The following is a 25,013-nucleotide window of genomic DNA, read 5'->3' as shown; positions in this document are numbered from 1 at the left end:
GAGGCTACGGCTTAAGTCGGATGTCCTTGCCGCGCCAACTGTGGTTACTTGCGTCAATAATATTATTAATAATATTGACGATGAGGATGCCATGACGACCCACTCCCCCAGCGACGAGCGGCACGACAAACCGGACGAGGAGCGCCAGACAGGGCTCAACCAGGGCCTGGTGAACTACGGCGATGCCGGTTTCTCGCTATTCCTGCGCAAGGCGTTCATCAAGGGCGCCGGGTACAGCGACGATGCACTCAATCGCACCATCGTCGGCATCGTCAATACCGGCAGCGGCTACAACCCCTGTCATGGCAATGCCCCGCAACTGATCGAGGCGGTCAAGCGCGGGGTAATGCTGGAGGGCGGGTTGCCGATCGAATTTCCGACCATCTCGATCGCCGAGAGCTTTTCCACGCCGACCAGCATGTACCTGCGCAACCTGATGTCGATGGACACGGAAGAGATGATTCGTGCCCAGCCAATGGACTCGGTGGTCCTCATCGGCGGGTGCGACAAGACCGTCCCCGCCCAGTTGATGGGAGCGGCTTCCGCCAACCTGCCGATGCTCGAGCTGGTCACCGGCGCCATGCTGACCAGCGGCCATCGCGGCGTCCGGGTGGGGGCCTGCACCGACTGTCGTCGCTACTGGGGCATGTATCGCGGCCAGGAGATCGACGACCAGGAGATCGAAGAGGTCAATGCCAAGCTGGTCGGCAGCGTCGGCACCTGCTCGGTCATGGGGACGGCCAGCACCATGGCGTGCATCAGCGAGGCGCTGGGGGTCGCCCTGCCCGGCAGCGCCTCGCCGCCGGCGGTGACCGCGGATCGCATGCGTGTCGCCGAGGCGACCGGTCGCCAGGCCGTGATCAATGCACGGGCGGGCGTGACGCCGGACAAGATACTGACCGAGAAGGCGTTCGAGAATGCGCTGCGCGTGCTGCTGGCGATCGGTGGTTCGACCAACGGCATCATCCACCTGACCGCGATCGCCGGGCGCATGGGCATCGATATCGACCTGGCCGCCTTCGACCGCATGAGCCGCGAGACGCCGGTGCTGGTCGATCTCAAGCCGTCGGGCCAGCACTACATGGAAGATCTGCATCGTGCCGGCGGACTGCCCACCGTGCTGCGCGAGTTGAAGCCGCTGCTGCATCTGGATGCCATGACCGTGACCGGTCGCACGCTGGGGGAGGAGATCGACGCCGCGCCGGCGTTCGAGCAGCAGGTGGTGCATCGCTTCGACGCGCCGCTCTACCCTGCCGGCGGGATCGCGTTCGTGCGTGGCAACCTGGCGCCCGGTGGCGCGATCATCAAGCAGTCGGCCGCCGATGCCCGACTGATGGAGCATGAGGGGCGTGCGGTGGTGTTCGAGGATGCCGAGGACATGGCGGCGCGAATCGACGATCCGGCGCTGGACGTGACGGCGGAGGATGTTCTCGTGCTCAAGCGTATCGGCCCGGTGGGCGCGCCGGGAATGCCCGAAGCCGGGTATCTGCCGATTCCGCGCAAGCTGGCCCGGCAGGGCGTGCGCGACATGCTGCGAATCTCCGACGGTCGCATGAGCGGCACGGCGGCGGGCTCGATCGTGTTGCACGTGACGCCGGAAGCCGCCCTCGGCGGGCCGCTGGCGCTGGTCGAGAACGGCGACCGGATTCGCCTGAGCGTCAGTGAACGGCGCCTCGAGCTGCTGGTCGACGAGGCGGAACTGGCTCGGCGCCGGGAAGGCTGGCGGCCGGTCGCGCTGACCGCCGAGCGGGGCTATCGCAAGCTGTTTCTCGAGCAGATCACCCAAGCGGACCAGGGCTGTGATTTCACCTTCCTGCGGCCGCCGACCATCCAGCGCCGGGTGCCGAAGTGATGGCGGGCCTCGAGGCCGGTCACTCTTGTCAGCCGCCTTCCCGAATCCGATAGAGATGCAGGTAACGCTCCTTGGAGGGCTGGAGATGCCGGTAGCAGAGCCGGTGTAGCTCGGCGCGATCCTGGCGCTCGAGCGCGTCGATCATGGCCAGATGCTCGTCCCGGGCCAGCAGGATGGCTTCACGGTCGGTGGTGCCGATGAAGCGGATGGCGTGGGCCTTCTGGGCGAACTCGTTGATCGTGTCGGCGAGGTAGTCGTTGCCGCAGGCCGCGAACAGGGTGCGGTGGAAGGCGATGTTGTGGTGGAACACCGCGCGCAGGTCGCCGCTCTCCACCGCGGCGCTGTGCCGGGCCTGTATGTCGGTCAGGGCCTCGATCAGCGAAGGCGGCGCCGGCATCGGGATACGGTCCGCGGCGGCCTCCTCCAGGAGCTCGCGCATGACGTAGATTCCCTCCACCTCTTCGGGCGTGTAGGACTTGACGAAGGCCCCGCGATTCTTGATCCGCTCCACCAGGCCGGCGTTCTCGAGCTGAAACAGCGCCTGGCGCACCACGTGGCGCTTGCCGGCGAAGCGCTGCATCAGGTCTTCCTCGACCAGTCTCTCCTTCGGGTGCGCGCGATTCAGCACGATATCCTCTTCGATGGCCGAGACGATATCGGCGACGCGCACCCCCTCGACCTGGGGTTCCGCGTGTTCGTCGGCGAGACGATGGCCGGTAGCGGCGGAGGTCGGTTTGGCGGTGTCTCGCTTTGGCATGAATGTGTTCCCGTCACGATGAAGTTCGCGTCACTCGGTCGGCCATTGTCCGCAGCGGCCTGGGGGTGGGGCAAGCGCTACCCGTTGCCTAGGCAGCGGTATCGCTCCACGGCCGGCTGCGGAATCGATTCTGCCATGCCGACTTCGAGGATGACCCTGCTTTTTCGCCCTTTGATGTCATTTTGCAGGACGTTACTGCTTTAGTCGTTATTGGCGTCAATATTATTGACAATTTGATCGATAAATTAATACGTTCTTTCTGGCACGACAAGCCGGCAACACAAAGCGTAGGTACGACAACGACAAACTGACTCCGCCAGAGAGGAATCGACCATGCACGCCAAACCCCTTCGCCATTGGCTGACGATCGCCGCCGTGGCCATCAGCCTCTCTCCCCTGGCGCAAGCCGCCGATTACGTGGGAGGCGACGAGATCACCGTATTGCAGGGATTCAAGCCAGGGGGCGGCAGTGACGCCCTGGCTCAGCTGGTACAGCCGCGGCTGAGCGAGATCCTCGGTGTCGATTTCGTCAACGAATACATGCCTGGTGCCACCGGGGCCGTCGCGTGGACGCGGCTGGCCAAGCAGTCGCCCAACGACGGCAGCACCATCAGCATCACCAACACGCCGATGCTGATGACCAACTACATCATGAACGATGCCATCACCTACAAGACCGATGAGATGACCCCGATCGCCAACGTGGTGACCGATCCGGGCATCGTCGTCGTCAGTGCGGACAGCCCCTATCAGACCATCGAGGATCTGTTCGCGGCCGCCGAGCAGAGCCCGGGTACCGTGACCATCGGCAACTCCGGCGTCGGCGGCGATGATTTCTTCACCACCATCCTGCTCGAGCAGGCCAAGGGGCTGTCGTTCAAGAAGGTGCCGTTCCAGGGCGACGGCCCCTCCGCAACGGCGGCCATGGGCGGCAAGATCGATGCCAGCTTCAACAACGTGGGCAACGTCTACGGCCAGGTCGAATCCGGCAATCTGAGGGCGCTGGCGGTGTTCGCCGAGAAGCGTCTGACCAGTCTGCCCGACGTTCCCACCATGAAGGAGAAGGGCGTCGATGTGGTGGCGGGCTCCTCGCGCGGTTACAGCGCGCCGGCCGATATCCCGGAAGAGGCCCGGCAGCAACTGATCGAAGCGTTCCAGACCCTGGCCAAGGACCCCGACTTCCAGGCCCAGGCGGAAAAGCGCGCCATGAATCTCGATGTCGTCACCGGTGACGACTACCGCGCCATGATCGACAAGATGGAGAGCGACTATCGGGAAATCTGGGATTCGGTCAAGGATCAGGTCGGCCGTTGAGCGACCGGCGAGTTGCCGAGGAGGAGGGCGCCATGAACGTCAGTCGTCTGCTGCTGGGAGTATTCGGCCTCGTCGTGGCTGGCGTCTTCTTCCTCGACGCCAGCCAATACCCCCGCGCCGCCGCCGAGATGCCGATGATCTACGCCGTGGCCGTGGCGCTCATGTCGCTGGCGATGGTGGCCAGTGAGCTGCGCCTGCGACGCCGGGGACCGGCCCTTCGCGAGCCCGCCACCGAGGCATCCGCCATGGCGCCGGACGACGCGCCGTCGCCGCCTCGGCGCTGGATGGCGGTCGCTGTCATCTTCCTGCTGGCGGTGGGATATGTCGCCATGATGACGACGCTGGGCTACGTGCTGGCCACGGCGCTGTTCTTGGCCCTGTCGCTGTCGATTCTGCGCACCGTGAAGTGGACCTTCGCGGTGATCGCCGGGGCGCTGTTGATCGCGATGGTCTGTCTGGTGTTCGTGCAGTTCCTGGGGCTGCCGATTCCGCTGCTGCCGAGCTTCCTCTAAACCCTGGCCGATGCGGGTGGCCACGACGCTCGGTTCGGGCACAGGAGAGTAGACGCGCATGGATTCCTCACTGGTGATGATCGGGCTGACCAACGTGCTCAGCGTCAACAACATTGCCTGCATTTTGGGTGGCACCCTGCTGGGGCTATTCGTCGGGGCGATGCCTGGGCTATCGGCAACGATGGCGCTGGCCCTGCTGCTGCCGCTGACGTTCAGCTTCGATCCGGCGACCGGGCTGAGCATGCTGGCCTCGCTCTACGTCGGGGCCTCCTACGGTGGTTCCATCGCCGCGATCCTGCTACGTACGCCGGGCACGCCATCGGCGGCGGCGACCGTGCTCGACGGCTTCCCGCTGTCGCAGCAGGGCAAGGCCGGACAGGCGCTGGGGATCTCGCTGTTCGCCTCCTTCTTCGGCGGGCTGATGAGCGGCATTGCGCTGCTGACCGCAGCCCCGCTGCTCGGCACCCTGGTGCTCGAGTTCGGCCCGGTGGAGCTGTTCGCCATCGCCGTGCTGGGCATTACCATCATCGGCTCGCTGGCTCAGGGATCGGTGATCAGCGGTCTGCTTTCCGGCGGGCTGGGGCTGCTGCTCAGTACGGTCGGGATGGACCTGACGACCGGAACGCCACGCATGACGTTTGGCCAGATCAATCTGTTTGCCGGAATCGACTTCACGGTGGCATTGATCGGCCTGTTCTCGGTGCCCCAGGCGTTGACGCTGATCGAGAATTCCCATCGGGGCGGCAAGGTCGCGAGCCGTATCACCGACCGGTTGATGCCGCGCTGGTGCACCATCAAGCAACTGATGCCCAACATCCTGCGCTCCAGCGGCATCGGCATCGTCGTGGGCCTGATTCCGGGGACCGGCGGCGATACCGCGAGCTGGTTCGCCTACAACGAGGCCAAGCGCTTCGCCAAGGACAAGAGCCGTTTCGGCAAGGGCGAGATCGCCGGGGTGGCCGCGCCGGAGGCTGCCAACAACGCGGTCGTCGGTGGCGCGCTGATTCCCACCATCGCCCTCGGCATCCCGGGAAGTTCCTCCACCGCAATCCTGCTGGGGGCGCTGATGGTGCAGGGCATTCTGCCAGGCCCCAACCTGCTCACCGATTACGGCGATGTCACCTACACCCTGATCTGGGCGGTGATCCTCGCCAATATCGCGCTGCTGGTGGTGGGGCTGGCGTTCACCAAGATGAGCGTGTCGGTGACCCGGATTCCCGATGGTTTCATCGCCTGCGCCATTCTGACGCTCTGCATCATCGGTGCCTTCGCCATCAACAACAGTCTGTTCGATGTCGGGTTGATGCTGGGCTTCGGCCTGTTCGGCTACTGGATGAGCAAGGCGGGCGTCTCGCCGGCCCCGATGGTGATAGGGCTGATCCTGGGGCCGGTGATGGAGACCAGCTTTCAGCAGTCGATGCTGATCGGCAACGACAGTTTCGGCGTGTTCCTGGAGAGTCCGATCGCCACCGTCCTGCTGATCCTCGCGCTGCTGTCGATCCTGCAGGCGACACCTTTCTTCCGCTGGCTGCGCGCGCCGTTCAAGCGTCGCCTGAAACCCGATTGATGCGATGCCAACCACTCGGAGAGTGACCGATGACCAGAATTACGGAGGTACAGGCGCGAACGGTCAATGTCGCGCTGGACAACCCGACCAGCTTCTCCAACCGGCAAGTCCTCAAGCGGGACTACGCCCTGGTCAAGGTGACCGGGGACGACGGTATCAGTGGCATCGGCTTCTGCTATGGCGGCAACAATGCCGGCCATCTGGTGACCCAGGCGGTACGCGATCTGCTCAAGCCGATATTGATGGGGCAGGACGCTCACCGTGTCGAGGGGCTATGGCAGGAGATGTATCAGGAGAGTCTGCTGCATGGCCGCGCCGGCTCGGTGATGCGGGCGCTGAGCATCCTCGATGTGGCGTTGTGGGACCGGAACGCCCGCGCCGCCAACCTGCCGCTCTACAAGTTTCTCGGCGCCAGTGACGAAGAGAGCGTGGCGGCCTACGCCAGCGGCGGTTATTACCTCGATGGCAAGACGCCGGCCAAGCTGGCGGAGGAGATGACCGGCTACGTCGGGATGGGCTTCCGGGCGGTCAAGATGAAGGTGGGGCGCGAAGACCTGGCTGGCGAGGAGGCGCGTCTGGCCGCCGTTCGCGAAGCCATCGGCCCCGACGTGCTGCTGATGATGGACGCCAACAACGCCTGGCAGGATCTCCCCTCGGCCCTGGCATTTGCGCGAATGGCCGAGCCCTACTCTCCCTACTGGATCGAGGAGCCGTTCAGCCCGGACGACATCGACAACCATCGCCGCCTGGCCGAGCGCACGCCGATTCCGGTGGCGACGGGCGAGATCGAAGCCGGACGCTGGCGCTTCAAGGAGCTGCTGGACAAGGAGGCGGCGATGATCCTGCAGACCGATGCGGCGGTCTGTGGCGGGGTCACGGAATTCCGTCGTATCGCGGCCACGGCGGCCAGTTACGGCGTCGAGATCTGCCCCCACTGGTTCCACGATCTTCACGTCCACCTGGTCGGCTCGACACCGAATGCGCCTTTCGTCGAATTCTTTGCCGACGATCAAGTGCTTAACTTCCGTAGACTAATCGATACGCAGTTGACCTTCAGCGACGGGCGCCTGCACCTGCCGCGGAAGCCGGGGCTGGGATTCGATTTCGACGAAGCCGCCTTGTCGCGTTACGCCGTCGACCCCTGGTCCTGAGTCGACCCGGCCCATCGTCGCCACCATTCGCCAATCACCCTGTCTGCCAGAGGTCTGCGCTCATGCCGAATGCGCCCTGCGGTACCGTACTCTCGCCGGTCATCACCCCGTTTCGCGATGATCTCTCTCCGGATGCGGCGCGCTTCGTCGAGCATTGCCGCTGGCTGTTGAGCAACGATGTCGGCCTGGCGATCTTCGGCACCAACTCCGAGGCCAACTCGCTGTCGGTCCAGGAGCGACTCGAGCTGCTCGATCACCTGGTCGCGGCGGGGATCGACACGACCCGACTGATGCCGGGTACCGGCTGCTGCTCGATACCCGATAGCGTGACCCTGACGCGACATGCGGTGAGCCAAGGAGTGGGGGGTGTGCTGATGCTGCCGCCGTTCTACTACAAGGGCGTCTCGGAAGAGGGGCTGTTCCGGTTCTATTGCGAGGTGATCGAACGCGTCGGCGACGAGCGGCTTCGTCTCTACCTCTACCATATCCCGCCGGTGGCGCAGGTGCCGATCGGGTTGGGTCTGATCGAGCGACTGCTGAAGCGCTACCCCGAGGTCGTGGCAGGGATCAAGGATAGCTCCGGGGACTGGGCCAACACCCAGGCCGTCATCGATGCCTTCGGAACCCAAGGATTTAGAGTCTACGCGGGCAGCGAGCGCTTCCTACTGCCCACGCTGCGAGCTGGCGGCGTTGGTTGCATCAGTGCCACTGCCAACGTCAATCCTCGCGCGATCTCGGCGCTGGGCGGCAGTTGGCAGGGCGACGATGCCGATGCGCGCCAGCAGGCGCTGAACGAGATTCGCGATATCTTCGAAAGCGTGCCGATGATCCCGGCGCTCAAGGCCGCCACCGCCCATTTCAGCGACGATTCCGGCTGGGAGCGGCTGCGACCGCCGCTGGTCTCGCTCGACGAGAGCCAGCGCGACAAACTGCTGACGGCCCTGAAGCGGGTCGATTTCGCGATGCCGGGGCTGGCCGGGTGACGATCGCTATCGGCGTCGCCGCCGTAATCTCGAACTCTCTTCTCAACGCGTAAGGATCCTTCGTGACGCGTCAACAACGCCGCCTGTCCCGTATTCGCAACTTCCTGGACCTCGAACGTGCCGGCAAGCGCCATCTTCCCCGGCCGATCCACGGATACGTCGCCAACGCCGCGGAGGAGGGCAAGAGCCTGGCCGCCAACCGTGCGGCCTTCGACGATTACTGTTTCCTGCCACGGGCGCTGATCGATGTCTCGCGCGTCTCCCTCGAGACGGAGCTGCTGGGGCGACGCTACGCGGCGCCGTTCGGTATCGCGCCCATGGGGATCAGTGCGCTCTCCGCCTACCGGGGAGACCTGGCGTTGGCTCGCGCCGCGGCGGGGGCCAACGTTCCGATGATCATGAGCGGTTCGTCACTGATTCCCATGGAAGAGGTGGCTGCGGTCGAGGGGTGCGACTGGTTCCAGGCCTATCTGCCGGGAGACGAGCCTGGCATCGAGGCGCTGATCGCTCGGGTCGAGCGCGCCGGGTTTCGCAATCTGGTCATCACCGTGGACTACCCCGTTCCGCCCAATCCCGACAACAACCGGTGCAGCGGCTTCTCGTCCCCGATTCGCCCGACCCTCCGTCTGGCCCTGGATGGCTTGGTCAAGCCACGCTGGCTCTACGAGACGTTCTACAAGACGCTCCGCCACCACGGCATTCCACACTTCGAGAACAATCATGCAACTCGGGGCATCCCGGTCATTTCGCGTCACGTCGATCGCGACTTCTCGGGGCGCTCGCACCTCGACTGGAACTATCTTGCCCTGGTGCGAGAGCGATGGCCGGGGAACCTGATCGTCAAGGGTATCCTGCATCCCGAGGATGCCCAGCGTGCCAAGGCGCAGGGCGTCGATGCCATCATCGTTTCCAACCACGGCGGCAGACAACTGGACGGCACCATCGCACCCTTGCGCGCGCTCCCCGAGGTGATCGAGGCCGTGGGCGACTTTCCTGTCATGATCGATAGCGGCTTCCGACGCGGTACCGATGTGCTGAAGGCACTGGCGCTGGGAGCCCGCTTCGTCTTTTTCGGCCGTCCTTTCAATTATGCCGCCGCCTACGCCGGAGAGGCGGGTGTCAGCCATGCGATCCATCTGATGCAGGAGGAGATCGCGCGGAACATGGCGCTACTTGGCATTACGGACATTCGCCAGATGAATATGAGCCGGCTACGCGAGGTTCCCTGATATTTCCGACATCGAGCGTCACCCCCCGACAGCGTTTCACGACTCTCCACGATCGGCCTGGTCACTGGGCGAGCCACGGCAATATGAGTATGCTGTGATGTAAGCTCTGCGAATTGGCGAGCTAAGCCAAGGCTGCCTTCCTGGCTCGACCAGATAGTATCCAGGGCAGCGCATAATAATGCAGTAGTAGGGGACAGCCACGATGCTGAAAGAGAAAGCCGGTAGCCCAATCCATGAGATAGCCGCCGTTCCCAGAGTTATTCCGAGAATATCAGCCACCCTGACCTGCGATGCTTGGCGATGAACAAGACCGGGTCGTAGATATCTCTGAAATGCAATCGATTTCGGGTCGGGGTGTGTCTTTGACAAACATCATGGCGGACGCAAACTTGTCGGGGAGTCGTGACGCATGCGGCGGACACTGACAGGCTGCGCGCTGCTGCTCTCCCTGTTATCCGTGAACAGTTTCGGAGACGGACCTGCCATCGTCGTCATCGTCAACAAGACGGTACAGCAGGCTTCCCTGCCGCTTGAGACGCTGAGGGCGATTTTCGCGATGCGACAGAGAACCTTCCCCGATGGGCAGGCCGTGCATGTCTTCGTCCTGCCGGACGACAACCCGGTTCACGAGGATTTTTCCAAGAAAATCCTGGGGGTCTACCCGCATCAACTTCGACTCGCCTGGGACCGTGCCGTGTTCTCCGGCACCGGGCAGGCCCCCAACGAGGTCGCCAGCGAAGCTGAAATGATCGAGGAGGTCGCCTCCACGCCCGGCAGTGTCGGATACATCAAACAATCAAGCCTGACGGATCAGGTTCGGGTGCTCGACATTGAATAAACTGAAACCGCTCTCGATCGCAGCCCAAGCGGCGATATCTCTGATGCTCGCGGCCAACGCTCATGCCGTGGGAATGTCGGATACCTTCCAGGTGCACGGTTTCATGAGTCAAGCACTCATCGTGACCGACCATAATGATTTCTTCGGGCCCAGTAGCGAGGGTGGCGGAAGCTGGGAATACACCGAGCTGGGCTTGAACGCCTCTTTTCGACCGCTAAGTAACGTACTGGTGGCGGGGCAACTGCTCGCCAGGCAAGCCGGAGACGATGGCGAACTGAATGACCCCGAGCTTGATTACGGTGTGGTGGACTATCAGTTTTTGACGAACAACGAGAATACCGTTGGCGTGCAGTTTGGGCGATTCAAGAACCCGTTTGGATTATACAATCAGGCCCGAGATGTAGCGGTCACTCGCCCCAGCATATTGTTGCCGCAGTCTATCTACTTTGATCGCACTAGAAAGCCGGCGCTGAGTTCTGACGGCGTGATGGGATACGTTGAACGGCGCATGGACAACAGCGTGGTAAGGTTGCAGGTCGGCGTTGGAAACCCCAGGTTCGATAGTCAAGTGGCCGGATCGTTGTTAGGCAGTAACGGCTTGGGCGACTTTTCTGGAGAAACTTCCTACATTGGCCAGATAAGATACGAGTACGGTGGCGGTGCCGTCGTTCTGGCACTGACAAACGCTAGAGTCAAAGCTAAGTTCGAATCCACGGAAGAGGCGCCGGGTAATGGCGATTTCCTCTTTGAGCCATGGATTTTTTCCTTTCAATACAATCAAGAGAGTTGGTCCTTTACGACCGAATATGCGCTGAGAAATCTGAAAACTGATAATTTTGTCGATCCCTATAACTACAACATTACCGGTGAGAGCTGGTATGCCCAATACTCAAGAAGGCTGAGTGCTGACTTGGACTGGATCGTGAGGTATGACTCGTACGTCGTCGATCGTGATGATAGAAGGGGGAGTAGTTTCGCGGCACAGTCCAACCGGCCTGCGTTCTCTCGATATGCCAAGGATTGGACGACCGGTCTTCAGTGGCAAGTTTACCCCCGCTTTCTTCTGTCGTCCGAACTGCATCATGTTGAAGGTACGGGATGGGTGCCTGTAGTTGGTGGGGGGGCGTCTGAAAACCAGAGTAAGTATTGGAATATGTTGCTATTCCAGGCTTCCTATTTTTTCTAATGGCGCCAATTCAAGGCCGATTAAATGCAAAATAGAAAGAACGTTTTTCGGATTAGCCTAAAATGGAGGGCGTTGGTATTTACTAGCCTTTTGCTGTTGGCGTTGGCAAGCCTTGTTGCATGGGTGAGCAATCACGCCTTGGTGCAACAATTTAGTCAGTCTCAAAAATCGTTCTATGATCGTCAGCGGTATGAAGTGTCCCTGACCCTACAAAGTTCGGCGGATGCCATGCGGCAAATAGCGAGCCTATTGGCATCTTCCCCCAGCCTGAGTCATGCTTTACTTGAGGGCGATGCCGCGGACATAGAATCGGCTCTATCACCGCAGTGGCCTACGCTCCAGCTGGATGCCGGACTCGATGACGTCAGTGTCTACGATAGCGATACTAAAAGTGTAATAACACTAGGGCAAGAACAGTCTGACAATCAGGCAGCTGTAGATGCCGAGTGGTTGAGGCAGGTGATCAAAGAAGAAAGGCCAATGAAGAGGCTAGCCTGCTACCGCGAGTGTCGCCAGTATGTGGCTGTTCCTGTTTTGGCGGAAGGTACGGACGCGGGCGTCATCATGGTTTCTCGTTCGCTTGCCGATGTAACTCGCTACATGCAAAAAAGTTCCGGTAGCGAAGTGGCGCTGCTAGTCACTGCCTCGGGGTTGACCAGCTTTGCCAATGACAGGTTTTTGGATGGTTGGAATGCGAATTTGATTGCTTTGACGCATGAGGATACTAGTTGGCCATTATTTGAGTCTATCGCTAGCAGAATAGCATTCTCCGATGTCAATGGAAAAGTCGCCAGATATACTGAGGGTGATAAGATTTTTGAAGTCATTGCGATTTCCATAGATAAAGACAATCAGCAGGTGGGCGGGAAATCCGGATACTTCCTGCTGGTGTCGGATATTACGGCTCAGATAAACTCGATATCCAGCACTACGCGTATGGTTCTTCTGATTGCACTGCTGGGGTGGTTGGCTTCGGAAGTGATTCTGTTCAGTATGCTGAAAAATCGAATGGATAGACTAAGAATCATTAGTCGAAAGCTTCCCTTGTTGGCACAGCGGCGATACGACGTGATGCGAGATTCGATGCCGCCGGCGAAGGTCTTCTTTCTGGATGAGCTCGACACTCTGGAGGGGACGGCAATCGAATTGGAAACCAAGCTTGAGGGTATGGAGAAGGAGATAAACCTTCGGGGAGTCGAGCTGGAAAATCGTGTGAAGGAGCTGGCAAGAGAACGTGACTTCGTGTCAGGCCTTTTCAACACAGCCCAGGTTCTAATCGTGATTCATAATCGAAATGGTCACATCACCTTGACCAACCGGTTTTGCGAATGGCTGACAGGCCTATCGGGTGATCAGCTGTCTGATAATAAATTTCAGGACGTCTTTGCGGCAGAACTGGTTAATATTGATGAATTTTTTGATGGTGGTGGTCAACAGGAAAGCAAGTTAGTCTCGGGGGACGGTGAGATCAGAACCATTGTCTGGTATCACACTCCTCTGGAAACGGAAGATCGTGGTTCCCATCAGGAGCTCATCTCTGTAGGGGTGGATATTACCGAGCGAAAGCTGGCAGAGACGAGACTGCTCTGGCTGGCCAGCCGAGATTCACTGACCGAACTTTACAATCGACGGTTTTTTGAAGAAGCCTTGTCTCGCGCCGTCACGCCCAGCTCGTTTGGCGCGGTTCTTTATCTTGATCTGGACCGCTTCAAGGAAGTTAACGAGACTAGCGGCCATCAATCAGGCGATCAACTGCTGCGGTTGGTTGCAACGGCGTTGTCGGAGCTGGGCCAGGGTAATGTCGTGGCGCGCTTGGGAGGGGACGAGTTCGCCATTCTCCTCGAACATGCGTCCCAACAGAGTGCTGTCGATATGGCTCAACGAATCGCGAACCATCTGGAACAGAAGACACTGCACGTCGAGGGTCGTATCCATCGCGCCAGTGCGAGCATTGGCATCGCACTCTATCCGGCTAACGGGGCTTTTCCCGACGAACTGATGGCCAATGCCGATTACGCGATGTACCAGGCGAAAGTCGATGCAGCGCAGCGGTGGTATCTTCTCTCTCCTGAGCAGCAGGGACGGGAAGAGATAAAGCAGCGCGTTTATTGGGTAGAGATGATCCGTAATGCGCTACTCAATGACAGTTTTGAACTCATGGTCCAGCCAATTTTTCGGTTGGTCGATTTCGATGTCCAACACTATGAGGTGCTGCTCCGGCTGAAAGATACCAACGGTGAAAACTTGTCTCCCGGCGTTTTTATACCGGTCGCCGAGCAGAGTGGGCAAATCGTTGCGGTCGACAGGTGGGTGTTATCGAATGGCATTCGTCTGATGTCTACGCTGGCTGATACTACCGCCAATTTGGCTATCAATTTATCAGGCCAGTCTTTGCATGACGGTGACTTGACTAATTTCATGAAAAATGAGTTCGTGCGTCATGCGGTTGATCCTGCACGAATCATCGTAGAGGTCACCGAGACTGCAGCCGTGACAGATTTTGCCTCAGCGAGATGCGTGTTGGAGAGTATCCGGGCCTTGGGCTGTAAAGTAGCGCTGGATGATTTTGGTGTTGGTTTTAGCAGTTTTCATTACCTGGGACAGTTTCCTGCCGATTATATAAAAATAGATGGTTCGTTTATTCAAAAGCTCCCCGAGAGTGAAGAGAGTCAGTTGATAGTCAAGGCCATCGTGGATATCGCCAAGGGAATGGGTAAGAAGACTGTCGCGGAGTTCGTCGATAGGTCAGAGCTGTTGCCATATCTCCGGGGGTATGGTGTTGATTATGCTCAGGGGTTTTATCTGGGGAAGCCTGCGGCGATAGCGGATACAGAATTTTATAAGGTACAAGGGGGCAGGGGTGGAGAATGAATTTTTTGACCTTTTTAATGTCGTTTTTGCTGCTTCCGAAAGCGATCGCTCGCGGGTTTTTTCCCTTAGACACAAAGTTTATTGTGAAGAGCTAGGTTATGAACCTATTGACGCGAAGAATCGGATCGAAAGAGACGAGTTCGACGGTCGGTCTCTCCACTGCCTGGTAGAGCATCGGGCAACGGGACTTTCCGCAGGTTGCATGAGAATCGTGTTTCCCGATGACCGGAACCAGAATGGTTATGGTCTGCCAATCGTGGAGCATTGTCGTGAACATGGTGTCGAGATCAAGCTCGATTCCAGTGTTCGATCCGCGGAACTTTGCGAGATATCTCGTGTGGCGATCCCGAGCTATTTTCGGTCCGGCAGGGTTGAAGATACGGCGGTGGATGGTTTCGGTGAGTTCGTTTTTTCACAGCAGGAGAGACGCTTTTTCCCGATGATCGGGGTTAGTCTTTTTTTATGCGCCACGGCGTTTACCGGGCTGATAGAACGCTTTCACGTTCTTGCGATGATGGAAAATCGTTTTCAGAGGTTACTGGCGAGGTCGGGTATTCGATTTTCCCAGGTGTCTCAGCCGATTCACTTTCGTGGTGAGCGTGCGGCATTTTATATCGACCAGCGATATGCCGAGAGTGGTATGCGAGACTCGATTCTTCCCTTGTATCGCTCGATCCAGAAGGACTTGTCACGACAGATCATGGAAAAAGGTAACGTCCCTAGCATTCTGGGCACCGAGACGCTGTGCAAGATATTGAATTGATGCTTACGGAAGTCGGTCACAACGATGTCATCATTGAAAGCGACGACGACCCGAGTCGCCGTCGCCAGTCTCGCATCAGCCAATCGCTGCGGCGATCTTCTCGCCCAGGCTCTGTGTCGTTCCCTGGCCTTTCAGGTCCGGGGTCAGCGCTGACTTGTCGTCATCTGCCAGAACTCGCTCGATTGCGCTGACCATCGCCTCACCCGCTTCCTGATAGCCGAGATGCTCTAGCATCATCGCGCCACACCAGATCTGGCCGATCGGGTTGGCGATACCCTTGCCGGCAATGTCCGGAGCGCTGCCGTGAACCGGTTCGAACAGGCTCGGGAACTTGCCCTCCGGGTTGATGTTCGCCGAGGGCGCGACGCCGATGGTGCCGGTGCAGGCGGGGCCGAGGTCGGAGAGAATGTCGCCGAACAGGTTGCTGGCGACGACGACATCGAACCAGTCCGGATGGAGCACGAAATTGGCGGTCAGGATGTCGATGTGGAACTGGTCGACGCTGACGTCCGGATACTTCCCGGCCATCGCTTTCACCCGCTCGTCCCAGTAGGGCATGGTGATCGAGATGCCATTGGACTTGGTCGCGGAGGTGAGTTTCCGGCGCGGCCGACTCTGCGCCAGCTCGAAAGCGTATTTCAGCACCCGGTCGACCCCGGTGCGGGTCATCACTGTCTCCTGCATCACCGTTTCGCGCTCGGTACCCTCGAAGATCTTGCCGCCTATGCTCGAATACTCGCCCTCGGTGTTTTCCCGCACCACGTAGAAGTCGATGTCACCGGGCTCTCGGTCGGCCAACGGGCTCTTGATTCCGGGCATCAGGCGACAGGGCCGGAGGTTGATGTACTGGTCGAAGTGGCGCCGGAACTGCAGCAGGGAGCCCCACAGCGAGATGTGGTCCGGCACCTTGTCCGGCCAGCCGACCGCGCCGTAGAAGATGGCATCGAAGCCGGAGAGCGTCTCGAACCAGTCGTCCGGCAGCATCTTGCCGTGCTCGAGATAGTAGTCGCAGCTACCGAATTCGAAATGCTCGAACTCGAGGCGGATGTCGAAGCGCCTGGCGGCTGCCTCCAGCGCGCGTAGCCCCTCTGGCACCACCTCGGTACCGATGCCGTCGCCGGCGATGACGGCGATCTTGTGCGTCTTGTCTTGAGCGGGGTCGTTAGCCATGGCTGGCTTACCTCATGAAGTGAGTGAGTTGCTGGAAGAGCGCATCCGGCGCTTCCTCGGGAAGGTAGTGACCGCAGGGCAGGGCGCCGCCTTCGACGCCGTGCCTGGAAACCGCCCGCCATTCGCCGAGGGCATCGAAGCAGCGCTCGATCACGCCGTGCTCGCCCCACCACACCGCCAGCGGAACCTGAAGATGCCGGCCGGCATCGCGGTCGGCGCGGTCGTGCTCCAGATCGATGGTGCGGGAGGCCCGATAGTCCTCGCACAGGCCGTGGGCTGCGCCCGGGAGCGCCAGGCAGCGTTGATACTCGGCGATCGCGCGTGGGGAGAACGGGCCTAGCCCGGCATGGCGGCCACCCATGATCCGGGTGACATAGTCGGCGGGTGCCGCTTCGATCCAGGATTCCGGCAGCGGTCTGGGTTGAATCAGGAAGAACCAGTGCCAGTAGGCGGTGGCGAAAGCGAGGTCGGTGGCCTCGTACATTGCCAGCGTCGGTGCGATGTCCAGCACCATCAGCTTGTCCACTCGCTCGGGATGATCGAGTGCAAGCCGGTGTGCGACCCGTCCGCCACGATCGTGCCCGCAGAGGAAGAAACTAGCGAAACCGAGCGCCCGCATGACCGTTACCTGGTCGGTGGCCATCCGGCGCTTGCTGTAGTTGAGGTGCTGTTCGTCTCCCTCCGGCTTGCTGGAGTCGCCATAGCCGCGCAGGTCGGTCGCGACCACGGTGTAGTGCTCGGCGAGCCTGGGGGCGAGAAGATGCCAGATGACATGGGTCTGCGGATGGCCGTGAAGCAACAGCAGCGCCGGGCCTGCGCCCCCGATCACGCCATGAATGGCGATGTTCGGTTCCACCTCGATATCGAATTCGCGAAATCCGTCGAACATCGGTCTGGCCTCGCTCCTGGGTTCGTGGGGTCGCCAGGATCAGTGTAGTCGCTGCCGGATTCGGGATAATCCGGTTAAGATCGAAACCACTATTGCGTTGAAGTGGAGAATCCGATGTCCGCGGTCGACGATCTGGCCTTCTTTCAGCGGGTCGCCCAGGCCGGCAGCTTGACCGGCGCGGCCCGGGAGCTGGGACTGTCACTCTCGGCGGTCAGCAAGCGGCTGCAGCAACTCGAGCGGCGCCTCGGCGTGTCGCTGGCGGCGAGAACGACGCGCCGGTTGTCGCTGACGGCGGAGGGGGAGCGCTACCTGCAGCGCGGAGCGATGATCCTCGACGACCTGGGCGATCTGGAAAACTCGCTGCGGGACCAGGGCGCCATGCTCTCGGGGCGGCTGAGAATCAACGCCACCTTCGGCTTTGGCCGGCGTCATGTGGCACCGCTGATCTCGCGCTTCGCCGCATCTCATCCACAACTGGAACTGCTGCTGGAGCTGACCAGCTTTCCGGTCGGCCTCGACGAACAGGGATTCGACATCAACATCCGCGTGGGTGAGCCCCCGGCGTCGCGCTGGATCGCCAGGCGGTTGCTTGCCAATCGCCGGATACTCTGTGCCGCACCCGGTTATCTGGTGAACGCGCCCAGGCTCGAGCGGCTGGAGGATCTGGCTCACCACCGCTGCCTGATCGTGCGGGAGAACGATACCGACTACTCGCTATGGCGGTTCGAGGCCGCCGACGATACCCGCGCCCGACGCGCCATTCGCGTGCATGGACGGCTGGCGAGCAACGATGCCGAGGCGATGACACGCATGGCACTCGATGGCCATGGCGTATTGCTTCGTTCCTGGTGGGACGTCCACGAGCATCTGGCCAGCGGTGAGCTAGTGCCGTTGCTGCCGCAGTGGCGGGGGATCCGGGCGGATTTCCACCTGCTCTATGCCGAACGGGCAAGGGACAGTGCCCGAATCCGGCAGTTCGTCGATTTCATGATGGCCGAGATGGCAGGGCGAGTGCCGCCGCTGCCTTGACCGGCAAGACACGTCGCCAGACGCGGAATGCCAGAGAGCTGGACAAAAACTTCCGGGGAGAGATTTTTGACGCCGACCAGCGACGACCCGAGGAGTGGCCGCCAGGGATGGCAGGGCAAAAAAATGCCCACCAGGGGATGGTGGGCAAGTAAGGGATCATTCAAGGGAACACCTACTCAGAGTCGGCCCTGTTCCATTAGTTCCGGGCGAAGACAAAAAAATCGCCACGAATTTGTAACGGTTTTTTGCTACGTCAAGCCGTGCCCCGGCGGTGGCTCCCGATACCTTGATCTACAACGAGAATTTTTCCCGCACCGCGTCCCACGCGGGCTCGCCTTCGCGGGTCGTGACGCCTTCCATCATGGCTTCGATGCGATCCGGATGCTCCTCGATCCAGGTCGTGGCGACCTCTTCCATCGGCTTCTCCTCCTGACCGTACTGCTTGATCATCCAGCTCTGCTCCTCGGCGGAAAACGAGAACTGATCGAAGAAGGTCACCAGATTCGGGTTGGCCTCGGCGTAGTCGCTTGCCATCAGCGTGCGCACGTCGCTGGCGCCGTTGCCCTCGCCGAACAGGTTCTTCGAGTCGCTGAGGTAGTGCATCGGCAGTTCGAGGTTCATCCAGTGCGGCGTCCAGCCTACCCAGACGATGGGTTCCTGGTTGGCGATGTGGCTCTTGGCGGCGCTCAGCATGCCGACGGTGCTGGTGTCGACCAGGGTCCAGTCCCCCAGGCCCCAGGTATCTTCCTCGATCGCCTTGTTGAGGATTTCGCTGGCGGCGGAGCCGGCACCGAACCCGTAGATCTCGCCGTTGAACTCGTCGCGATGGGCGTCGAGATCGGCGAAGGAGGTGACCCCGCTGTCGTAGACATAGTCCGGCACCGCCAGCGTCATCTGTGCGCCGGTCACGTTGGTGGCCAGGCGGGTGATACTGCCATCGGCTTCCAGTGGCTCCAGCATCGGGTTCTGGGCCGGCAGCCAGGCGCCCAGGAAGACATCCACGTCGCCGGAGTCCAGCCCCTGATAGATCACCTGCAGACCGATCTCCTGGGCCTTGCCCTGATAGCCCAGCGGCGCCAGCAACTGGCGGGCGATCTCGGTCTTCACGGTGATCCCGGGCCAGGACGGGACGCCGAAGTTGATGGCTTCGTCAGCCGCCACTGCCGAACCCGTGCCGGCCAGCATCACGCCGGCACTCATCATCAAACCGGTGGTCAGCGTCAGGGCGGAAATCGTCTGCGGTCGTTTCATTTGTTGTCTCCTGTCGTTCCCTAGTGGGCGTATGTCCCCTGGCCAGAATGTGCCGGGAATACACGCGGAAGAGCCGCCCGGTCATGCAGTGATGACGTCGGGCGGCTCGTATCAACGCCGTGCCGTGGGGTTCATCTCGACAGCACGCGCAGATGTGATTGCAGCATGTCCAGGTCGAGATAGGTGCCCTGGAGATGGCGCTTGCCGGTATTGGGGTCGAAGGCGTTGCGGCCGTGCAGCACGCGGCGGTTGTCGAAGGCGACCATCTGGCCGGGTTCCAGCGTCAGTTCCACCCGGCCCTCGGGCCGACGCAGGATCTGCCACAACGCACGATAGGCGTCGTACCACGCCTCGATTTGATCCGACGGCAGGCTCAAGGTGTCGCGAATCCAGTTGTTGAAGCGGATCTCGCGGGGGCGGCCTTCGCCATCCAGATCGATCACCGGCTCGCGCACGGCGATATCGTGGCCGTCGTCCTGGAAGCGGAAGTCGATGGGCGTTTCCGACAGTACCCGGAAGGCCTCGGGATTTTCCGCCCGCAGGGTCTCGGCGGCGGCGAACCCGTCGGCAAAGCTGGACTCGCCGCCCTCGGCGTCGTTCTCCAGGCAGTAGAGCAGCTGGATATCCGGCGGTTGGCGCCAGTTGGGCAGGTCGGTGTGCAGTTCGAGGCCGATCGCCGTATAGGCGGCATTGTTCGGATTGGGGACCGAACGCACGTCGAATCGGCCGCCGAAGTTGGTCGAGCGCATCGGACCGATGCTCTCGGCGATGCGTGAGACCTCCTCCAGCTCGCACGGCCCCTGGTCGAGCATGACCAGACCGTCACGCAGCAAAGCGTTGGCCCAGCGGCTGCGGCCGTCGCTGCCATCGACGAAGTCGGCGTGGCTGACATGGCTCGGCGTGAAGTGCGTCGGCCACGGCGTCGGTGTCGGCAGCAGCGTGGCGAGTTCCTGTCCGGGGCAGCGCTGGTAGAGCCAGCCGGCATCGAAGCGCGACACGTGGCCATCCTGCCAGGTCAGCGTCAATGCGTTGGCATCGAACTCGAACGAGGCCAGCGCGTCGTCGCCGTCGAAGCGCTCCCACAGGGGGTCATCCAGCAGCTTGTAAAGGCGCTCACGGGTCAGCGGGTGGCGGCACTGGTCGCAGGCGCAATGGTCTCGCAGCCACATCATCGGAAACTGGCCGGTACGGCCGTCGGACCAGTGCAGCGTCAGGCGGCGTGCCTGGCGCGTCACGCTCTCCAGCGTGGCGGCCGGCGCGCCACTGCCCTGGCGATAGCGGCGCAGTTCGGCCATATCGATGGGCGTCTGGCCCTGACGAGCAGTCAGAGCGTCGTTGAAGGCGCCTCCGGATGACAAAAGAGCGGATGACAAAAGGGCACTTCCTCGATGGCTATCGCGGCCATCTTCGTTAGTAACGTGTGTTATTGCGTTTCACTAGGATGCGGATTGCTTCAGGCCATGACAAACGATTAATCTGGACGCTAAGGCCAAGCTTGGCTAATGACCGGCTTTGTCTATTCGCCCAACGGCTGATTTCGGCTAATGCGATTTCAGCCGGCCCCTCTCTGCGAGACGCTTTCAGGAAACGAGATGTCCGAACTTCCCCCGGTACTGTGGCTGCAGGCGTTCGAGGCGGCAGCGCGAACGTTGAGCTTCACCGAGGCGGGGCGGGAGCTCGGTGTCACCCAGTCGGCGATCAGCCAGCGCATCCGGCTGCTGGAGGATCGCGTCGGGCAGTCGCTGTTCGTGCGCTATCCCCGCAGCCTGGCGCTGACCCCTGCCGGGCAGGCGTGGTTGCCCAGCGTGCAGGGCGCTTTCACCCGTCTCGCCGAGGGCACCTCGGAAGTCTTCGGCCCCAGCCCGGGGGCACCGGTCACGCTGCGCGCCACGCCGGCCATGCAGCAGACCTGGCTGGCGCCTCGGCTGATCCATTTCCAGCGGATGCACCCCGAGATCACCCTGCGCCTGGTCAGCGCGATCTGGGCGGACGATTTCGGCGCCGAAGGAGCGGATCTGGAGATTCGCTACGGCCATGGCGACTGGAGCGACGTGACGGCGGAGTGCCTGGGGGAAGAGCGGCTGCTACCGGTCTGCTCGGCCGCGCTGGCGGCGGAACTCGAGACGCCCGAGGATCTCGCCGGCAAGACGCTGCTGCACGCGGCGGGATTCGCCGCCGGTTGGCCGCGCTGGCTGGTGGAAGCGGGATTCGCCGGCCTCGAGCACCGTTGCCAGGCGATGATCTGCGACACCCACGTGACCACGCTGGCCCTGGCCTCCTACGGCGGCGGTATCGCGCTGTCGCATCGCCGCCTGCTCGAGGCCAGCCGCGATCTGGTGGCACCGTTCGAACTCGACATGCCGACCGACGAAGCCTTCTGGCTGGTCCGGCCCAGCCGTCGGCAGCTGCGGCCGGCGGCGGCGGCGCTGTGGGAGTGGCTCTCCCAGACCAGCGAGTCCCCGCCGTGAATCCGCGCCCGGAATCGCGGTGGGCGCTACACTATGCTGACGCAGCAGATTCTCACCGGAGGTGGACCATGCGCACGCTCTTCACGCCCGCCAGACGCCGCAACACGCTGATCGCGACCTGTCTCGCGCTGATCGTGGCCAGCGCGACGCTGGTCAGCGCTCCCGCCATCGCCGATGGCGTCTCCGTCGTCGACCCCCAGACCGGCCACCGCGTCAGGCTGCCGGACAACGACCGTGACGGACGCGCCGACTACGTGCCCAAGCGCCTGGATGTCCACGTCAGCCCCGGACTGACCTATCCGCGGGAAACACGAGAGCAGCGGCCCAGCGGTGGCGGTTCGATCTGCCACGGCAACGATGGCGGCTCGACCCTCTCCACCGCACGGCGGAACTGCGATCCCACTGCCCCGGCCGGCGATGGTGGCGCTCAGGATGCCCCCGGCTCTGCCACGAACTCGCCGTCGACACCGACTCGCCCCAGCTCCTCCTCGTCGACTCAGCTCAACTGAGCGAGCCGCTTCAGCCGCGTCTGAAATACTCGCCAACCACGTCGACGACGCGGTCGATATCGGCCATCGAGACATCGCGGTGGGTGACGAAGCGCGGCGCGTAGAGCGCGCCGACCAGGATACCGCGCGCTTTCAGCCAGGCGTGCAGATCGGCGGGATCGAGCGCCGGGCGAGTGAACTCGACGAACACCATGTTGGTGGCCTGCGCCGTCACCGTGATGCCGTCGATCTCCGCCAGTCCCGCCGCCAGGCGCTCGGCCTTGGCGTGATCCTCCACCAGCGGCGCGAGCTGATGCGCCAGCGCGTATTCACATGCCGCCGCCAGCATGCCGACCTGGCGCATGCCGCCGCCGACCACCTTGCGCCAGCGCCGGGCCGTCTCGATGAAGTCGGCAGCGCCGACCAGCACCGATCCCGCCGGTGCCCCCAACCCTTTCGAGCAGCAGATCGAGATGGTATCGAACGGCTTGCACAGCGCCTTGAGGCTGGCACCGGTCGTCGCCGCCGCATTGCCGATTCGCGCGCCGTCCAGATGGGTGGCCAGGCCGAAGCGCCGTGCCAGGGTCGTGGCCGCTTCGACATAGCCGGCGTCCAGGACCTGGCCGTGGAAGGTGTTCTCCAGCGTCAGCAGGCGCGTGCGCGCGAAGTGTGGATCGATCGGTTTGACGGCGGCCTCGATCTTCTTCAGCGGCAAGGTGCCGTCGGCCTCGTTCTCGATCGGCTGCGGCTGGATACCGCCCAGCACCGCGGCGCCCCCGCCCTCCATGCGATAGGTGTGCGCCTGCTGGCCGACGATGTACTCGTCGCCGCGCTGGCAGTGGCTCAACAGCGCCACCAGATTGCTCTGGGTGCCGGAAGGGAAGAACAGTGCTGCCGCCTTGCCGGTGCGCTCGGCGGTATAAGCTTCCAGGCGCGCCACGCTCGGGTCGTCGCCCCAGACGTCGTCACCCAGCGGGGCGTCGAACATCACCTGGCGCATCGCCTTGCTGGGGCGGGTGACGGTATCGCTGCGGAGATCGATCATGGCATTTGGCCTTTTGCGCGGGGAACTTGAGTGGTTGAAGGATTGTAGCGGCAATGATGGCGCGTTGCGGAACCCAGGATTGTCATCGCCAGTGCCGATTTGTCTCGTCAGGAGGGCTGACGCATGATGCAGATCATCTTCGAGAACGTCTAAACGACAGGAGAGGCGCATGAAACAGTACGCCGTGGTGGCCTATGACTACACCGACGCCGAGGCGCTCGATCGCCGGATGGCCAATCGCGATGCGCACCTGACAGGGGTTCGTGAACTGGCCAAACAGGGGAAGTTCCTCAGCGGCGGTGCGATCCTGAACGATGAAGGCAGGATGATCGGCTCCAATGCCCACTTCTGCTTCAGCGACCGGCAGGCGTTGGACGCCTGGCTCGAGAGCGAGCCCTACATGACCGGGCGGGTTTGGGAGCGCGTCGACATTCGCGAAGTGAAACTCTTCGATCCGAACGCCTGAGAACCATGACCGACGCTCAACTCCTGCCCGCGCAGGTGCGCCAGCTGCTAGAGACGGCGCCTCGCCAGACTCTGCCGCTGACCTACCAGCAACTCGCCGATGCATTGGCCCTGCAACCGCCGCGCACCATCCAGCGTGTCGCCCAGGCACTGGAGAGCACGATGCGCGAGGATGCCCAGCATGGCCGGCCCTTTGTCGCGGCACTGGTCGTCAGCCGCCGCGGGGATGGACAGCCGGCGCAAGGCTTCTTCGATCTGGCGGTGGAACTGGGGCGGTTTCCCGCCGAGCCGTCACGGCAGGCCGAGGCCTGGCGGGAGGAGGTCGAACGCGTGCTGGCGGCTATGGCGTAGGAGTCGTTGTGAAGCCGGCTTCCCGCGCCCATTCCTGGGCGTCTGCACCTGCGGGAATGCGCATCGGCGCGGCCGGATCGGTTGCCGCACGCCAGACCGCCTCGGCTACATCCCGCGCATAGGTGACCGGGCCCGATTCGTCGCTGATCCGGGCGATCGTCTGCTGAATCAGATCCGCGTAGTCAGCACTCTCCAGCCCGTGACGATGCGCGTTGTCACCGAACTGCGTCTCGGGCGAACGGCCGGGCAGCACGACGCGCACATCGATGCCGAACGGTGCAAGCTCAATGGCCAATGACGCCGAGAACGCATTCACCGCGGCCTTGCTGGCCGTATACATCGATAGCAGCGGCAATGCCTTGAGCGTGACGGTCGAGGTCACATTGATGATGGTGCCGGCGCCCCGAGCACGAAATTGCGGCAGGAAGGCTTGGGTCATCGCCATGGTACCGATGGTGTTGGTCTCGAACAGCGCACGTGCCAGGTCCGGGGCGGTGAGCTCGAACGGTGCGGCCGCGCCCACGCCAGCATTGTTGACCAGTACGTCGATCGGGCCGGCGGCGTCGACGGCCGCGGCTATGCTGGCGGGATCGGTCACGTCGAGTGCAAGCACGCGTAGACGATCGGAGGTCGGTAATACATCCGCGCGCGGCGTGCGCATGGTGGCGATGACATGCCATTCGCGCTCAAGAAAATACCGCGCGATCGCCAAGCCGAAGCCGGACGAACAACCCGTGATCAGAACCGTCTTCATGGGAACTCCTGTGATCCGAACATTGAGCTACACACGATAGGCGTCACTGACCGCACTCACTACAATCCATAATCCAAATT

Annotated in this window: 23 protein-coding genes; 16 read left to right on the top strand and 7 right to left on the bottom strand. The window is 61.9% G+C overall.

Going from position 1 to position 25,013, the window contains the following annotated elements; translation table 11 throughout:
• Positions 1-91: 91 nt before the first annotated feature.
• The gene (locus DOM45_RS02530; RefSeq protein ID WP_110597950.1) at positions 92-1,852 is read left to right on the top strand and encodes an IlvD/Edd family dehydratase; all 1,761 of its coding nucleotides are present in this window, start codon (positions 92-94) and stop codon (positions 1,850-1,852) included.
• 28 nt (positions 1,853-1,880) lie between these two features.
• On the opposite strand, the gene DOM45_RS02525 is transcribed toward DOM45_RS02530, so the two are convergent.
• Positions 1,881-2,609 (bottom strand): GntR family transcriptional regulator, encoded by a 729-nt coding sequence (locus DOM45_RS02525; RefSeq protein ID WP_110597949.1) that lies wholly within the window; start codon positions 2,607-2,609, stop codon positions 1,881-1,883.
• Between the two features lie 333 nt (positions 2,610-2,942).
• Between DOM45_RS02525 and DOM45_RS02520 the strand changes: the two genes are divergently transcribed.
• The 10 genes from DOM45_RS02520 (at position 2,943) to DOM45_RS02475 (ending at position 15,023) form a co-directional block, all read left to right on the top strand.
• A complete protein-coding gene (locus DOM45_RS02520) occupies positions 2,943-3,923 on the top strand; it encodes a tripartite tricarboxylate transporter substrate binding protein (protein WP_110597948.1) in 981 nt (326 codons plus the stop codon).
• A gap of 32 nt (positions 3,924-3,955) precedes the next feature.
• Complete coding sequence (locus DOM45_RS02515; RefSeq protein WP_110597947.1) at positions 3,956-4,435, top strand: tripartite tricarboxylate transporter TctB family protein; 480 nt, start codon at positions 3,956-3,958, stop codon at positions 4,433-4,435.
• A 58-nt stretch (positions 4,436-4,493) separates the two neighbouring features.
• Positions 4,494-6,002 carry a tripartite tricarboxylate transporter permease gene (locus DOM45_RS02510; RefSeq protein WP_110597946.1) on the top strand — a complete coding sequence of 503 codons (1,509 nt, stop codon included), beginning with the start codon at positions 4,494-4,496 and terminating at the stop codon, positions 6,000-6,002.
• 29 nt (positions 6,003-6,031) lie between these two features.
• Positions 6,032-7,153, top strand: coding sequence for a mandelate racemase/muconate lactonizing enzyme family protein (locus tag DOM45_RS02505; protein ID WP_110597945.1), 1,122 nt, complete (start codon positions 6,032-6,034; stop codon positions 7,151-7,153).
• A gap of 62 nt (positions 7,154-7,215) precedes the next feature.
• On the top strand, positions 7,216-8,136 hold the full coding sequence (locus DOM45_RS02500; protein ID WP_110597944.1) for a dihydrodipicolinate synthase family protein: 921 nt from the start codon (positions 7,216-7,218) through the stop codon (positions 8,134-8,136).
• Between the two features lie 62 nt (positions 8,137-8,198).
• Positions 8,199-9,365 carry an alpha-hydroxy acid oxidase gene (locus tag DOM45_RS02495; RefSeq protein WP_110597943.1) on the top strand — a complete coding sequence of 389 codons (1,167 nt, stop codon included), beginning with the start codon at positions 8,199-8,201 and terminating at the stop codon, positions 9,363-9,365.
• A 409-nt stretch (positions 9,366-9,774) separates the two neighbouring features.
• Entirely contained in the window at positions 9,775-10,203 is a 429-nt protein-coding gene (locus DOM45_RS02490; RefSeq protein ID WP_240612267.1) for a type 2 periplasmic-binding domain-containing protein, read from the top strand.
• Positions 10,196-11,389, top strand: coding sequence for a hypothetical protein (locus tag DOM45_RS02485; RefSeq protein WP_240612266.1), 1,194 nt, complete (start codon positions 10,196-10,198; stop codon positions 11,387-11,389). The genes DOM45_RS02490 and DOM45_RS02485 overlap by 8 nt, the downstream gene beginning before the upstream one ends.
• Positions 11,390-11,413: 24 nt before the next feature.
• Complete coding sequence (locus tag DOM45_RS02480) at positions 11,414-14,260, top strand: bifunctional diguanylate cyclase/phosphodiesterase (RefSeq protein WP_110597941.1); 2,847 nt, start codon at positions 11,414-11,416, stop codon at positions 14,258-14,260.
• On the top strand, positions 14,250-15,023 hold the full coding sequence (locus tag DOM45_RS02475) for a PEP-CTERM/exosortase system-associated acyltransferase (RefSeq protein WP_157958331.1): 774 nt from the start codon (positions 14,250-14,252) through the stop codon (positions 15,021-15,023). Before DOM45_RS02480 ends, DOM45_RS02475 begins: the two co-directional genes overlap by 11 nt.
• A 75-nt stretch (positions 15,024-15,098) precedes the next feature.
• On the opposite strand, the gene DOM45_RS02470 is transcribed toward DOM45_RS02475, so the two are convergent.
• Both DOM45_RS02470 and DOM45_RS02465 read right to left on the bottom strand, forming a co-directional pair.
• On the bottom strand, positions 15,099-16,193 hold the full coding sequence (locus DOM45_RS02470; protein WP_110597939.1) for a tartrate dehydrogenase: 1,095 nt from the start codon (positions 16,191-16,193) through the stop codon (positions 15,099-15,101).
• A gap of 7 nt (positions 16,194-16,200) precedes the next feature.
• A complete protein-coding gene (locus tag DOM45_RS02465) occupies positions 16,201-17,082 on the bottom strand; it encodes an alpha/beta fold hydrolase (RefSeq protein ID WP_110597938.1) in 882 nt (293 codons plus the stop codon).
• A 114-nt stretch (positions 17,083-17,196) separates the two neighbouring features.
• Here DOM45_RS02465 and DOM45_RS02460 point away from each other — a divergent pair, with 114 nt between their 5' ends.
• Positions 17,197-18,111 (top strand): LysR family transcriptional regulator, encoded by a 915-nt coding sequence (locus DOM45_RS02460; protein ID WP_110597937.1) that lies wholly within the window; start codon positions 17,197-17,199, stop codon positions 18,109-18,111.
• Between the two features lie 291 nt (positions 18,112-18,402).
• On the opposite strand, the gene DOM45_RS02455 is transcribed toward DOM45_RS02460, so the two are convergent.
• Entirely contained in the window at positions 18,403-19,362 is a 960-nt protein-coding gene (locus DOM45_RS02455; protein ID WP_425353322.1) for an ABC transporter substrate-binding protein, read from the bottom strand.
• A 131-nt stretch (positions 19,363-19,493) separates the two neighbouring features.
• On the bottom strand, positions 19,494-20,735 hold the full coding sequence (locus tag DOM45_RS02450; protein WP_240612265.1) for a TauD/TfdA family dioxygenase: 1,242 nt from the start codon (positions 20,733-20,735) through the stop codon (positions 19,494-19,496).
• 219 nt (positions 20,736-20,954) lie between these two features.
• Here DOM45_RS02450 and DOM45_RS02445 point away from each other — a divergent pair, with 219 nt between their 5' ends.
• Positions 20,955-21,830: a LysR substrate-binding domain-containing protein gene (locus tag DOM45_RS02445; protein ID WP_110597936.1), complete on the top strand. Its 876-nt coding sequence runs from the start codon at positions 20,955-20,957 to the stop codon at positions 21,828-21,830.
• Positions 21,831-21,898: 68 nt separating this feature from the next.
• Positions 21,899-22,339: a hypothetical protein gene (locus DOM45_RS02440; RefSeq protein ID WP_110597935.1), complete on the top strand. Its 441-nt coding sequence runs from the start codon at positions 21,899-21,901 to the stop codon at positions 22,337-22,339.
• Positions 22,340-22,349: 10 nt separating this feature from the next.
• Here DOM45_RS02440 and ltaE read toward each other — a convergent pair whose 3' ends face one another.
• The gene (gene ltaE / locus DOM45_RS02435) at positions 22,350-23,363 is read right to left on the bottom strand and encodes a low-specificity L-threonine aldolase (protein ID WP_110597934.1); all 1,014 of its coding nucleotides are present in this window, start codon (positions 23,361-23,363) and stop codon (positions 22,350-22,352) included.
• A gap of 169 nt (positions 23,364-23,532) precedes the next feature.
• Here ltaE and DOM45_RS02430 point away from each other — a divergent pair, with 169 nt between their 5' ends.
• Positions 23,533-23,829 (top strand): YciI family protein, encoded by a 297-nt coding sequence (locus tag DOM45_RS02430; protein ID WP_110597933.1) that lies wholly within the window; start codon positions 23,533-23,535, stop codon positions 23,827-23,829.
• 5 nt (positions 23,830-23,834) lie between these two features.
• Positions 23,835-24,179 (top strand): hypothetical protein, encoded by a 345-nt coding sequence (locus tag DOM45_RS02425; protein ID WP_110597932.1) that lies wholly within the window; start codon positions 23,835-23,837, stop codon positions 24,177-24,179.
• Here DOM45_RS02425 and DOM45_RS02420 read toward each other — a convergent pair.
• A complete protein-coding gene (locus DOM45_RS02420) occupies positions 24,169-24,933 on the bottom strand; it encodes an SDR family oxidoreductase (RefSeq protein ID WP_110597931.1) in 765 nt (254 codons plus the stop codon). The genes DOM45_RS02425 and DOM45_RS02420 overlap by 11 nt on opposite strands.
• Between the last annotated feature and the right edge of the window lie 80 nt (positions 24,934-25,013).

Origin of the sequence: Salinicola lusitanus, assembly GCF_003206045.1 — a bacterium.
Taxonomy (GTDB): domain Bacteria; phylum Pseudomonadota; class Gammaproteobacteria; order Pseudomonadales; family Halomonadaceae; genus Salinicola; species Salinicola lusitanus.
Note: the sequence above shows the minus strand (reverse complement) of the source record. Positions and strands in the feature narration are given on the sequence as shown.